Origin of the sequence: Kosakonia sp. 1610, from assembly GCF_050435845.1 — a bacterium.
GTDB classification, from domain to species: domain Bacteria; phylum Pseudomonadota; class Gammaproteobacteria; order Enterobacterales; family Enterobacteriaceae; genus Kosakonia; species Kosakonia cowanii.
Window position 1 is genome coordinate 78,227 of sequence record NZ_JBNDKZ010000014.1, and the last position, 12,988, is coordinate 91,214.

Here is a 12,988-nt window from a genome sequence, read left to right on the forward strand (position 1 = left end):
TCAAGGCACGATCATGGCAAAAACCGCAGCAGCACTGCATATCCTTGTTAAAGAAGAGAAACTGGCGCTGGACCTGCTGGAGCAGATCAAAAACGGTGGCGACTTCGAGAAGCTGGCGAAAAAACACTCTATCTGCCCGTCAGGCAAAAAGGGCGGTCACTTAGGCGAATTCCGTCAGGGCCAGATGGTCCCGGCGTTCGATAAAGTGGTCTTCTCCTGCCCGGTGCTGGAGCCAACCGGCCCGCTGCACACCCAGTTCGGTTACCACATCATCAAAGTGCTGTACCGCAACTAATAAAAAAGCCCGGTAGCATTTACCGGGCTTCTGTTACTGTTCTGCGAAAATCAGCCTGCGACAGCAATACGCTTCATATCTTTCATATACCCACGCAGTTTGTGACCCACTTTCTCAATCTCATGGCTGCGAATCGCTTCGTTCACATCGCGCAGCTGCGCGTTATCTACCGCACCTTCAGCAATCGCTTTGCCCAGATCGCCGGTCTGCAGCGTGGTCATAAACTCTTTCAGCAGCGGCACACAGGCGTATGAGAAGAGATAGTTACCGTACTCGGCGGTATCGGAGATCACCACGTTCATTTCGTACAGACGCTTACGCGCGATGGTATTGGCGATCAGCGGCAGCTCGTGCAGAGACTCGTAGTACGCCGACTCTTCGATGATGCCGGAAGCGACCATAGTTTCGAATGCCAGCTCAACACCCGCTTTCACCATCGCGATCATCAGTACGCCTTTGTCGAAGTACTCCTGCTCGCTGATTTTGCCTTCATACTGCGGCGCGGTTTCAAACGCGGTTTTACCGGTCTCTTCACGCCAGGTCAGCAGTTTCTTATCGTCGTTCGCCCAGTCTGCCATCATGCCGGAGGAGAATTCGCCGGAGATGATGTCATCCATATGCTTCTGGAACAGCGGCGCCATAATGCCTTTCAGCTGCTCGGAGAGCGCGTAAGCACGCAGTTTGGCCGGGTTGGAGAGTCGATCCATCATCAGTGTGATACCGCCCTGCTTCAGCGCTTCGGTGATGGTCTCCCAGCCGAACTGAATCAGTTTTTCCGCATAGGCCGGATCGGTACCTTCTGCCACCAGCTTGTCAAAGCAGAGCAGCGAACCCGCCTGCAGCATGCCGCAGAGGATAGTCTGCTCGCCCATCAGGTCAGATTTCACTTCGGCAACGAAGGAGGATTCCAGCACACCAGCGCGATGACCGCCGGTCGCTGCGGCCCAGGCTTTGGCAATCGCCATGCCTTCGCCTTTCGGATCGTTTTCCGGGTGAACCGCAATCAGCGTCGGCACGCCGAAACCACGCTTATACTCTTCGCGCACTTCGGTACCCGGACACTTCGGTGCCACCATTACTACGGTGATATCTTTACGGATCTGCTCGCCCACTTCGACGATGTTGAAACCGTGAGAGTAACCAAGCGCCGCGCCATCTTTCATCAGCGGCTGAACCGTACGCACAACGTCAGAGTGCTGTTTGTCCGGCGTCAGGTTCACCACCAGATCCGCCTGCGGGATCAGCTCTTCGTAAGTGCCGACTTTAAAACCGTTTTCAGTCGCTTTACGCCAGGAGGCGCGCTTCTCAGCAATGGCTTCTGCACGCAGGGCATAAGCGATATCCAGACCGGAGTCACGCATATTCAGCCCCTGGTTGAGACCCTGTGCGCCACAGCCGACGATGACCACTTTTTTACCCTGAAGGTAGCTTGCGCCATCAGCAAATTCTTCACGCGTCATAAAGCGACATTTGCCCAGCTGCGCCAGCTGCTGGCGCAGGTTCAGTGTATTAAAGTAGTTAGCCATGGTGTACTCCGTAGATGTTGTGTCGTGCTTATTGTTCGATTCGCTGTTGCGCGAGGTTGAACCCACTATATGTCAGGAAATGCGTTGCTTAAATTGATATATTAACAATGTGACATTGCAATTTTTGCAATGTAATTTTGTGGAGCGGGTCTCATGGATTTACGCGATCTGAAAATGTTTCTGCACCTGGCGGAGAGCCGCCATTTTGGCCGCAGTGCGCGCGCCATGCACGTCAGCCCCTCGACACTATCGCGCCAGATCCAGCGGCTGGAAGAAGATCTCGGCCAACCGCTCTTTGTGCGTGATAACCGCACCGTCACGCTGACCGAAGCGGGCGAAGAGCTGCGGGTTTTTGCCCAGCAGACGTTATTGCAGTATCAGCAGCTGCGGCACACGCTCGATCAGCAAGGCCCTTCGCTTTCCGGCGAACTGCATCTCTTCTGTTCCGTGACCGCGGCGTACAGCCATTTACCGCCGATACTCGATCGCTTTCGCGCGGAACACCCGTCGGTGGAGATTAAGCTCTCTACCGGCGATGCCGCCGATGCGATGGAAAAAGTGGTGACCGGCGAAGCGGATCTGGCGATTGCCGGCAAACCGGAGACGTTGCCGGGCGCCGTAGCCTTTTCAATGCTGGAGAATCTTGCGGTCGTGCTGATTGCCCCGGCGTTGCCCTGCCCGGTACGCAACCAGGTCTCGCAGCCCGATCCGGACTGGTCGACGGTGCCATTTATTCTGCCGGATCAGGGGCCGGTGCGCCGCCGTATTGAGCTCTGGTTCCGCCGCCATAAAATCAGCAACCCGTCGATTTATGCCACCGTCGGCGGCCACGAAGCGATGGTTTCGATGGTTGCGCTGGGCTGTGGCGTGGCGCTAATCCCGGAAGTGGTACTGGAGAATAGCCCTGAACCGGTGCGCAACCGCGTGATGATCCTTGAGCGTAGCGATGAAAAAACGCCGTTCGAGCTTGGCGTCTGCGCACAAAAAAAGCGGCTGCATGAGCCGCTTATTAACGCGTTCTGGCAGATCCTGCCGGGACATTAACCGGCGAGGAAGAAGCGAAACGCCGGGTTATGGGTCTCATCGTGACACTCATAGCCCAGTTCATTAAGCCGGGTTTCGAAATCCGGCTCATGCTCGCCCAGCTCAAACGCCGCCAGCACGCGCCCGTAATCGGTGCCGTGGCTGCGGTAGTGGAACAGCGAGATATTCCAGTGCGTGCCTAGCGTATGCAGGAATTTCAGCAGTGCGCCCGGCGACTCCGGGAACTCGAAGCTGTAAAGACGCTCCTGCAACGGCTTGGACGGACGCCCACCCACCATATAGCGCACGTGCAGCTTCGCCATCTCATCATCAGAGAGATCCACCACGCTGTAGCCGCCTTCATGCAGCAGAGCGAGGATCTCTTTGCGCTCTTCCAGCCCGCGGCTCAGGCGCACGCCGACAAAAATGCAGGCATCTTTCGCATCCGCAAAACGGTAGTTAAATTCCGTCACCGAGCGGCCGCCCAGCAGCTGGCAGAATTTGAGGAAGCTGCCCTTCTCTTCCGGAATGGTGACCGCCAGCAGCGCTTCGCGCTGTTCGCCCAGCTCACAGCGCTCGGAAACATAGCGCAGGCCGTGGAAATTGACGTTCGCGCCGGAGAGCACATGCGCCAGCCGCTCGCCGCGAATATTATGTTTGGCGATATACTTTTTCATCCCCGCCAGCGCCAGCGCGCCTGACGGTTCCGCCACCGCGCGGACATCTTCAAACAGATCTTTCATTGCCGCGCAGATGGCATCGCTATCAACGGTGATGATGTCATCAAGATAAGCCTGGCAGAGCCGGAAGGTCTCATCACCAATGCGTTTTACCGCCACGCCTTCGGCAAACAGCCCCACGCGCGGCAGGTCGACCGGATAACCGGCGTCCAGTGCCGCCTTCAGGCAGGCGGAATCTTCCGCTTCAACAGCAATCACTTTGATTTGCGGCATCAGCTGTTTAATCAATACCGCGACGCCCGCCGCCAGCCCACCGCCGCCGACCGGCACAAAGATGCGATCGATATGCGCATCCTGCTGCAACAGCTCTAGCGCCAGCGTACCCTGACCGGCAATCACCATCGGGTGATCGAACGGCGGCACAAAGGTGTAGCCCTGCTGCTGCGAGAGGGCAATCGCTTTGGCCTTCGCTTCGTCAAAATTTGCGCCATGGAGCAGCACTTCGCCGCCAAACGCGCGCACCGCATCGACTTTGATATCTGCCGTCGCGACCGGCATCACAATCAGCGATTTGATGCCGAGCCGGGTGGATGATAGCGCCACGCCCTGGGCGTGGTTGCCCGCCGAAGCGGTGATCACGCCGTGCGCTTTCTGCTCTGCGCTCAGGCCAGCAATCATCGCGTAGGCCCCGCGCAGCTTAAAGCTGTGCACCGGCTGGCGGTCTTCCCGCTTCACCAGCACAACGTTATCCAGCCGGGCAGAGATCTTCTCCATCTTCTGCAGCGGCGTTACCTGTGCCACTTCATAGACCGGCGCGCGCAGCACGGCGCGCAGATACTCCGCCCCTTCGGGGGCGGCAGAGAGGGGTTGGGCGTCGGCCATCATTAACCTCCCAGTTTGGATTTGTCGCGTACTGCGCCTTTATCCGCACTGGTAGCGAGAGTGGCGTAAGCACGCAGCGCAAAGGAGACCTGACGCTCACGGTTAACCGGGGTCCAGGCTTTATCGCCACGGGCTTCCTGCGCTTCGCGGCGGGCCGCCAGATCGCGGTCACTCAACTGCAACTGAATACCACGGTTCGGGATATCAATTGCGATGATGTCGCCATCTTCAATCAGACCGATATTGCCGCCGCTGGCAGCTTCCGGTGAAACGTGGCCAATAGAGAGGCCAGAGGTGCCGCCAGAGAAACGACCGTCGGTGATCAGCGCGCACGCTTTGCCGAGGCCCATTGATTTCAGGAAGCTGGTCGGATAGAGCATCTCTTGCATGCCCGGCCCGCCTTTCGGCCCTTCATAACGAATAACCACCACATCGCCCGCGACCACTTTCCCGCCGAGGATGGCTTCAACCGCCGCATCCTGGCTTTCATACACTTTCGCCGGGCCGGTAAAGGTCAGGTTGCTGTCATCAACGCCTGCGGTCTTGACGATACAGCCGTTCTCCGCGAAGTTGCCGTACAGCACCGCCAGGCCGCCCTCCTGGCTGTAAGCGTGCTCAAGGGAGCGGATACACCCTTCGGCGCGATCGTCATCCAGCGTATCCCAGCGGCAATTCTGCGAGAACGCCTGGGTGGTGCGGATGCCTGCCGGACCCGCGCGGAACATGGTTTTCACCGCCTCGTCCTGGGTCAGCATCACATCATATTTTTCCAGCGTCTGCGGCAGCGTCAGGCCGAGCACATTTTTTACCTCACGGTTGAGCAGACCGGCGCGATCCAGCTCGCCCAGAATGCCCAGCACGCCGCCCGCGCGGTGAACATCTTCCATGTGGTACTTCTGTGTGCTCGGTGCCACTTTGCACAGCTGCGGCACATGGCGGGAGAGACGGTCGATATCACTCATGGTGAAATCAATTTCCGCTTCCTGCGCTGCTGCCAGCAGGTGCAGCACGGTATTGGTGGAGCCCCCCATGGCGATATCCAGCGTCATGGCGTTTTCAAACGCTTCTTTGCAGGCGATCGCGCGCGGCAGCGCGGTTTCATCATCCTGCTCGTAGTAACGTTTGGTCAGCTCAACAATGCGTTTGCCGGCGTTGATAAAGAGCTCTTTGCGATCGGCGTGGGTGGCCAGCAGCGAACCGTTACCCGGCTGCGACAGGCCGAGCGCTTCGGTCAGGCAGTTCATCGAGTTGGCGGTAAACATGCCGGAGCAGGAGCCGCAGGTCGGGCAGGCGGAGCGCTCAACCTGCTCGCTCTGATCGTCGGAGACTTTCGGGTCAGCGCCCTGAATCATCGCATCCACCAGATCGAGTTTGATGATCTGGTCGGAGAGTTTGGTTTTCCCGGCTTCCATCGGGCCGCCGGAGACAAAAATAACCGGAACGTTGAGGCGCAGAGAGGCCATCAACATTCCCGGGGTGATTTTGTCGCAGTTGGAGATGCACACCATCGCGTCGGCGCAGTGGGCATTCACCATATATTCAACGGAGTCGGCGATCAGTTCGCGCGAAGGCAGAGAGTAAAGCATGCCGCCGTGACCCATGGCGATGCCGTCATCCACGGCGATGGTATTAAACTCTTTCGCCACGCCGCCTGCGGCTTCGATCTGCTCCGCAACCAGCTTACCGAGATCGCGCAGGTGAACGTGGCCTGGCACGAACTGGGTAAACGAGTTGACGACGGCAATGATCGGCTTACCGAAATCGTCATCGGTCATTCCGGTAGCGCGCCACAGCGCGCGGGCGCCCGCCATATTGCGCCCATGTGTGGTGGTGGCGGAACGATACTTAGGCATGCTCTTTACTCCCGTCTCTCTTGTCGATGGGATGGTGCGTGCCATCCCATATTTATTTGCTCTACCCTAAATAATTCGGGTTGCAGGAAGGCGACAAGCGAGCAAATTCCCAGGAGCTTACATAAGTAAGTAACTGGGCTGAACGCGTGTCGCCAACACACCGACAACCTGAAGTATGACGGGTATTTATGGATTAACTTGATCCAACCAGCCCCATTTATCTTCCGTTTCACCGGTGAAGAGGCCAAAGAATGCTTGCTGAATACGCTTGGTAACCGGGCCGCAGCGACCTTCGCCAACCTGAATGCCATCGACGCTGCGCACCGGCGTGATTTCAGCCGCTGTGCCGGACATAAAGACTTCGTCAGCCAGGTAGAGCGATTCGCGAGACAGCACCTGCTCGCGCACTTCGATACCGAGATCTTTTGCCAGCTTGATGATGGCGTCGCGGGTAATACCCGGCAGCGCAGAGGAGGTGAACGGCGGGGTAAACAGGATGCCATCTTTCACTTCGAAGAGGTTTTCGCCTGCACCTTCAGAGATATAACCGTGAACGTCCAGCGCGATACCTTCCTGATAACCATGGCGGCGCGCTTCGCTACCGACCAGCAGGGAGGAGAGATAGTTACCGCCCGCTTTCGCAGCAGTTGGAATAGTGTTCGGTGCTACGCGATTCCAGGATGAGACCATCGCATCAATGCCCTGATCCAGCGCTTCTGCGCCCAGATAGGCGCCCCACGGGAAGGCGGCGATGATGACATCGGTGGTGTAGTCTGCCGGCGGGTTAACGCCCATGCCAACATCACCGACAAACACCAGCGGACGGATATAGGCGCTGGTCAGGTTGTTTTTGCGGATCACCGCACGGCACGCTTCCATCAGATCGTCAACGCTCTGGGAGACCGGGAAGCGGTAGATTTTGGCGGAGTCGCGCAGACGTTGCATATGCTCACGATGGCGGAAAACAACCGGCCCTTTGTGGGAGTCGTAGCAGCGAATACCTTCAAACACAGACGTACCGTAGTGCAATGCGTGAGACATTACGTGAACTTTCGCGTCTTCCCAACGTACCATCTCGCCATTGGACCAAATGTAGTCTGCTTTTTTCGTCGTCATTATGCTTCCTTTTGCGCTTACGCGCGGATTTGTTGTGATGATGTTGATGTAGCGCGCTGCCGGATATCGACCCTGGCAACATCGACAAGTTTGCTCAACTGGCTAAACAGTAATTCGACAGGCCGCGGGCTGGCAACGGTCAATTCAATATTTATGTTGCGCGCATCGCAGGCCGTTTCCATGTTCATGGCACATACCTGAAAGCCACGGTGGCGCACTACGCGCAGCACGCGTTCTAAGGTTTCCGGATTAAAGCGGGCTTCAACAGCGACGTCATGGTGCATCATGATAATTTCTCCAGCATTTGTGAGTTACTGGCACCGGGCGGCACCAGCGGCCAGACATTCTCGAGCTCGTCGATCGAGACATGAAGCAGATAGGGCCCATCGCTTGAGAGCATTGCGTCAAGTGCCGCTTCAACCTGGTCTTTACGGGTAATGTGTTGGCCTGGGATGCCGAAGGCGTTGGCCAGCATGAGGAAGTCGGGGTTATCGGTCAGGGTGGTTTCACTGTAACGCTCATTGAAGAATAACTGCTGCCATTGGCGAACCATCCCTAATCGCTGGTTATCGAGTAAAACGATCTTCAGCGGTAACTGCTTGCGTTTTACGGTGCCCAGCTCCTGCACATTCATCATGAAGGAGCCGTCACCGGAGATACAGATTACCGTATCCTCCGGACGCGCAACCTGCGCGCCAACGGCGGCGGGCAGGCCAAAGCCCATGGTGCCTAAGCCGCTGGAGGTGATGAAGTTTTCCGGGCGGGTAAAGCTCAGGTGCTGGGCAGCCCACATCTGATGCTGGCCAACATCTGTCGTCACGACGCTGTTTTCCGCTTTGCGATCGGAAAGCTGCTTTAACAGCAGCGGAGCATAGATCGCCTCACCGGGGTGATCGTAGCGCCAGGCATGCTCGTGACGCAGATCGGCACAGTGTTGACGCCACTCATCGATCGCAAGCTGCTGTTGCAGCGCAGGGAGCAGCGCATTTAAATCGCCCTGCAAGGCAACGTGCGCCTGGCGCAGCTTGCTCATCTCTGCCGGGTCGATATCCATATGGATAACGCGAGCATGAGGCGCGAAGGTGTTCAGTTTGCCGGTCACACGATCATCAAAACGCGCGCCAACGGCAATCAGCAAATCACACTCCTGTACGGCAAAGTTAGCCGCTTTCGTGCCGTGCATGCCCAGCATACCAAGGTAATAGGGGTAGTCAGATGCCACCGCGCCTAAGCCTTTCAACGTGCAGGCAATCGGCATGTTCGTCTCTGCCAGGAACGCGCGCAGGGCAGGAACCGCTTGCGCCATCCCCACGCCGCCGCCAACGTAGAGCATCGGTTTTTTCGCCTGAGCGAGCATCGCTGCGGCCTGAGCCATCTCAGCCTGAGGAAATACCACTTCCTCCTGCTCAGTGACGAAGTGAGGCTCCCAGTTACCGACGGTGAGCTGAATATCTTTCGGGATATCAACTAACACCGGGCCGGGGCGACCGGAATTAGCGATATGAAACGCTTCCGCCATCACGCGCGGCAGCGAATCCAGTGAGTCCACCAGGAAGCTGTGTTTGGTACAGGAGAGGGACATGCCCAGCACATCCACTTCCTGAAAAGCGTCAGTGCCAATCAGCGGCGCAGCAACCTGCCCGGTGATCGCCACCACAGGAACGGAATCCAGCAGCGCATCCGCAAGACCGGTGATTAAGTTTGTCGCACCAGGGCCAGAAGTGGCGATGCAGACGCCGGTTTTACCCGTTGCGCGAGCATAACCGATGGCCGCCATCGCCGCGCCCTGCTCATGCCGACACAATAGGTGTTCCACGCCGCCGTCATAAAGCGCATCGTAAACCGGCATGATTGCGCCGCCAGGATAGCCGAAAACCGTATCGACCTGCTGCGCTCGCAACGCATGTACCACCCATTGTGCTCCATTCATAGCTACATCCCCGTCGAATATCGTGAGAAACAGAATTTTATGCTGATATTCATTTCTGTTCCTGGTTTGCGTTTTTTGGTGATAAAAAAACCCCCGGACCTTTCGGTGCGGGGGTCTTAGTTCGTTAAGGCTTGATTTTTAAGCCTTTCCTCGTCCAAGTGCAGCCCCGCACGGTGGGATAATAATCACCACCACGCTAATCACGATAAGGCTAATCACTCGTAGAAGGGCTGTCATAGTTGTCTGTTCTTGCTTCATGTTCGAAGGAATGCCTAAAGAGGTAACACAGATTTGCGATCAGGCACAAGAAAAAATTATGACACCTCTTTTGACAGGTAAGAGGATTAACTTAAAAGCGATTGTTTTATATAGCAAAAATATGAGGTGAAAATATTTCAGGATTTATAGTCTGGTTAGCAAAGTGCGATCTTCCTTCCAGCGTGGCGAAACACATATGAAATTGCAGCGATATGTTGGAAACAAACGCGTAGTAACGATATCTGCCCGATGAAAAAAGCGGGAGGCGGCAAGATAATGCTATCGACAAGGAGGGTCTATGGCGTTGTCAGTAATCTATACAAGAGCGGTATTAGGTGTCGCCGCGCCGCTTGTGACCGTCGAAGTCCATATCAGCAATGGGCTTCCGGGGTTAACCATTGTCGGGCTACCTGAGACAACGGTGAAAGAAGCCCGGGATCGCGTACGTAGTGCCGTTATCAATAGTGGTTATGATTTCCCCGCAAAGCGGATCACCATTAACCTGGCACCCGCAGATCTCCCTAAGGAGGGTGGACGATATGACTTACCTATCGCTATCGCGCTCCTGGCAGCCTCTGAGCAGGTGAACGCGGCATCACTCGACCATTACGAATTCGTCGGTGAGTTAGCGCTTACGGGCGCGTTACGCGGCGTTCCCGGCGCTATCTCGTGCGTTATGGAAGCCGTGAAGGCTGACAGGCGAATTGTTATTGCGAAAGAGAACGAAGCGGAAGCGAGCCTGGCTGAGACCCAGGCGTGTCTGGTGGCGAATCATCTTCTGGAGGTGTGTGCGTTTCTGGAAGGTAAACAGACGTTGTTGAACCCTGCACCCCTGGCTGCGCTGGAGGATGAGTGCAGAGAAGATTTGCGGGACATTATCGGTCAGGAGCAAGGGAAGCGTGCGCTGGAAATTACAGCGGCCGGAGGACATAACTTGCTTCTGATTGGCCCGCCGGGTACGGGGAAAACCATGCTGGCCAGCCGAATGAGCGGCTTACTTCCTCCGCTCTCTAATACCGAAGCATTAGAGAGCGCGGCGGTGATGAGCTTAATCAATAGCGCGAGCTTGACCCGTCACTGGAAGCACAGGCCCTTTCGATCGCCGCACCACAGCGCCTCATTAACTGCCATGGTTGGTGGAGGATCCATACCAGCACCGGGCGAGATCTCTCTGGCGCATAATGGCGTGCTTTTTCTTGATGAACTCCCCGAGTTTGAACGCCGTGTTCTCGATGCATTACGTGAACCAATTGAATCCGGGCAGATCCATATTTCACGCACCAGGGCAAAAGTCACTTTCCCCGCCCGCTTCGAATTGATCGCAGCTATGAATCCAAGCCCTACCGGCCATTATCAGGGCAAACATAATCGCTGTTCGCCAGAGCAAACGTTACGTTACCTGGGAAAGTTATCCGGCCCTTTTCTCGACCGCTTCGATCTCTCTCTGGAGATACCGTTGCCCACACGCGGTTTAATGAGTGAGCCTCAACAAGGGGGTGAAGGCAGCGATGCTGTTCGTGCACGAGTAGTTGAGGCGCAGGCGCAGCAGCATCAACGCCAGCATAAGCTCAACGCGCAACTGGAGAGCAGTGAAACCAGGCGCTTCTGTGCACTGACGAAAGAAGATGGGAAATGGCTGGAAGAGACGCTGACACGGCTGGGTTTATCTGTACGCGCCTGGCAGCGGTTACTGAAGGTAGCCAGAACCATCGCGGATCTTGAAAAGCAGGAAACCATTCGCCGGGAACATCTGCAGGAAGCGTTAAGTTACCGGGCAATCGACAGGCTACTCATTCATCTGCAAAATATGTTGGCATAAAAAAAGGGGCCGTAGCCCCTTTTTTCTTAATCCTCGGATTCAGTGTAATCTTCCGCACCTTCCATCTGCGGTTTTCCACCTGAGAGAGTATGGAAACGCTTAGGACGTTTAATACGTGCCATATACTTGATCCATACACGTTCAGCTTCCGTGTTGGGTTCACGCTCACCACGGCAAACGGCAACAAACTGGTTCTCTTCTTCAGTCACCGGTTCACGCTTGCCGAGTTCCAGCTCGTTAAAAGCATAACCATGACGTTCAAGCAGTTGCGCCTCTTTGATGGTGAAATCACCGTGACGGGAAAACCCGCGAGGATAATTTTTATTGTCGAAAAAACGATTAGTCGTCGTAAAGCTTTCCGCCATCCTGCACGCTCCTAATTCTTTGGCCGAGCTATTTATGGCGCGGAGTATTAGTTACGCTTGACAGAGTGTAAAACAAAACATTTAAATCATTACGACAAAAAATTTTGCGGAGAAAACAGTGGATACGGAATTGTTAAAAACTTTCCTCGAAGTGAGCAGGACTCGTCACTTCGGGCGCGCAGCGGAAGCACTTTATCTGACGCAATCCGCGGTGAGCTTTCGTATTCGCCAACTGGAGAACCAGCTGGGGGTTAATCTCTTCACCCGCCATCGTAATAATATCCGCCTGACCGCGGCCGGCGAGAAGCTGCTGCCCTATGCAGAAACGCTTATGAGTACCTGGCAAGCCGCCCGCAAAGAGGTCGCGCATACCTCGCGCCATCACCAATTTTCAATTGGTGCCAGTGCATCGCTTTGGGAATGCATGCTGAGTGACTGGCTCTCCCGGCTTTACCATTTGCAAGATAATCTTCAGTTTGAAGCTCGCATTGCACAGCGACAATCTTTGGTAAAACAATTACATGAGAGGCAACTCGATTTATTGATAACGACCGAGACGCCAAAGATGGATGAGTTCAGCAGCCAGTTATTAGGCCATTTCACGCTTGCTCTTTATAGCGCCGAACCAGAAAAGAAAAAAAGCGATCTCAACTACTTGCGCCTGGAGTGGGGGCCGGACTTCCAGCAGCATGAGTCTGGATTGATCGCCAGTGATGACGTGCCAACTTTAACGACCAGTTCAGCGGAAGTGGCCCATCAACAATTACCAAAACTGAATGGTTGTACCTGGTTGCCCGTTTCCTGGGCTGAGCCGAAAGAGAGTCTTTATCCTGTGATGGACACAGAAACATTGTCTCGTCCGTTATATGCGATTTGGCTGCAAAACAGTGATAAACAGAACCAGATAAAGGATCTTTTGAAGGTTAACGTTATCGAATAGGGCGTTCTGAAGGGCAAGGATGCTCTTCAGAGCTTTTGAAATGTAGCCAAGGTACAAATTCAGGAAGGAAATTGCCTGAAAAAAGGCAAAAAAAAATCCTTAGCAGATGCTAAGGATTATTTCTGGCAGGGGCGGAGGGACTCGAACCCCCAACACCCGGTTTTGGAGACCGGTGCTCTACCAATTGAACTACGCCCCTAATTAGGGTGGCGGAACGGACGGGACTCGAACCCGCGACCCCCTGCGTGACAGGCAGGTATTCTAACCGACTGAACTACCGCTCCACCGAATTTTTCTACAA

The 12,988-nt window shown here is 55.4% G+C and carries 12 protein-coding genes and 2 tRNA genes; 4 read left to right on the top strand and 10 right to left on the bottom strand.

Annotation, left to right across the window (positions count from 1 at the left end; all coding sequences use genetic code 11):
* Positions 1 to 13 precede the first annotated feature (13 nt).
* A complete protein-coding gene (ppiC, locus tag ABIC80_RS22925; protein WP_001140255.1) occupies positions 14 to 295 on the top strand; it encodes a peptidylprolyl isomerase PpiC in 282 nt (93 codons plus the stop codon).
* Between the two features lie 50 nt (positions 296 to 345).
* Here ppiC and ilvC read toward each other — a convergent pair whose 3' ends face one another.
* A complete protein-coding gene (gene ilvC / locus ABIC80_RS22930) occupies positions 346 to 1,821 on the bottom strand; it encodes a ketol-acid reductoisomerase (RefSeq protein ID WP_023479616.1) in 1,476 nt (491 codons plus the stop codon).
* Positions 1,822 to 1,974: 153 nt separating this feature from the next.
* Here ilvC and ilvY point away from each other — a divergent pair, with 153 nt between their 5' ends.
* Positions 1,975 to 2,865 (top strand): HTH-type transcriptional activator IlvY, encoded by an 891-nt coding sequence (ilvY, locus tag ABIC80_RS22935; RefSeq protein ID WP_042717919.1) that lies wholly within the window; start codon positions 1,975 to 1,977, stop codon positions 2,863 to 2,865.
* Here ilvY and ilvA read toward each other — a convergent pair.
* The 6 genes from ilvA to ilvL form a co-directional block, all read right to left on the bottom strand.
* The gene (ilvA, locus tag ABIC80_RS22940; protein WP_094193187.1) at positions 2,862 to 4,406 is read right to left on the bottom strand and encodes a threonine ammonia-lyase, biosynthetic; all 1,545 of its coding nucleotides are present in this window, start codon (positions 4,404 to 4,406) and stop codon (positions 2,862 to 2,864) included. The two genes, ilvY and ilvA, sit on opposite strands and share 4 nt — an antisense overlap.
* Positions 4,407 to 4,408: 2 nt before the next feature.
* Positions 4,409 to 6,259 carry a dihydroxy-acid dehydratase gene (gene ilvD, locus ABIC80_RS22945; RefSeq protein WP_042717916.1) on the bottom strand — a complete coding sequence of 617 codons (1,851 nt, stop codon included), beginning with the start codon at positions 6,257 to 6,259 and terminating at the stop codon, positions 4,409 to 4,411.
* A gap of 186 nt (positions 6,260 to 6,445) precedes the next feature.
* Entirely contained in the window at positions 6,446 to 7,375 is a 930-nt protein-coding gene (locus ABIC80_RS22950) for a branched-chain amino acid transaminase (protein ID WP_042717914.1), read from the bottom strand.
* Positions 7,376 to 7,392: 17 nt separating this feature from the next.
* On the bottom strand, positions 7,393 to 7,662 hold the full coding sequence (gene ilvM, locus ABIC80_RS22955) for an acetolactate synthase 2 small subunit (protein ID WP_042717912.1): 270 nt from the start codon (positions 7,660 to 7,662) through the stop codon (positions 7,393 to 7,395).
* Positions 7,659 to 9,305, bottom strand: a complete 1,647-nt coding sequence (gene ilvG / locus ABIC80_RS22960; protein WP_429178659.1) for an acetolactate synthase 2 catalytic subunit — start codon at positions 9,303 to 9,305, stop codon at positions 7,659 to 7,661. Before ilvG ends, ilvM begins: the two co-directional genes overlap by 4 nt.
* Positions 9,306 to 9,443: 138 nt before the next feature.
* Positions 9,444 to 9,542 (bottom strand): ilv operon leader peptide, encoded by a 99-nt coding sequence (gene ilvL, locus ABIC80_RS22965; protein ID WP_032229281.1) that lies wholly within the window; start codon positions 9,540 to 9,542, stop codon positions 9,444 to 9,446.
* Between the two features lie 319 nt (positions 9,543 to 9,861).
* Here ilvL and ABIC80_RS22970 point away from each other — a divergent pair, with 319 nt between their 5' ends.
* The gene (locus ABIC80_RS22970; protein WP_429178661.1) at positions 9,862 to 11,382 is read left to right on the top strand and encodes a YifB family Mg chelatase-like AAA ATPase; all 1,521 of its coding nucleotides are present in this window, start codon (positions 9,862 to 9,864) and stop codon (positions 11,380 to 11,382) included.
* Positions 11,383 to 11,408: 26 nt separating this feature from the next.
* Here the strand turns inward: ABIC80_RS22970 and ABIC80_RS22975 are convergent, their stop codons facing one another.
* Complete coding sequence (locus tag ABIC80_RS22975) at positions 11,409 to 11,747, bottom strand: DUF413 domain-containing protein (RefSeq protein ID WP_023479578.1); 339 nt, start codon at positions 11,745 to 11,747, stop codon at positions 11,409 to 11,411.
* A 118-nt stretch (positions 11,748 to 11,865) separates the two neighbouring features.
* Here ABIC80_RS22975 and hdfR point away from each other — a divergent pair, with 118 nt between their 5' ends.
* Positions 11,866 to 12,687 (top strand): HTH-type transcriptional regulator HdfR, encoded by an 822-nt coding sequence (gene hdfR / locus ABIC80_RS22980; protein WP_042717906.1) that lies wholly within the window; start codon positions 11,866 to 11,868, stop codon positions 12,685 to 12,687.
* 123 nt (positions 12,688 to 12,810) lie between these two features.
* Here hdfR and ABIC80_RS22985 read toward each other — a convergent pair.
* Both ABIC80_RS22985 and ABIC80_RS22990 read right to left on the bottom strand, forming a co-directional pair.
* Positions 12,811 to 12,886, bottom strand: a tRNA-Trp gene (locus ABIC80_RS22985).
* A gap of 8 nt (positions 12,887 to 12,894) precedes the next feature.
* Positions 12,895 to 12,971: transfer RNA gene (locus tag ABIC80_RS22990), tRNA-Asp, on the bottom strand.
* Between the last annotated feature and the right edge of the window lie 17 nt (positions 12,972 to 12,988).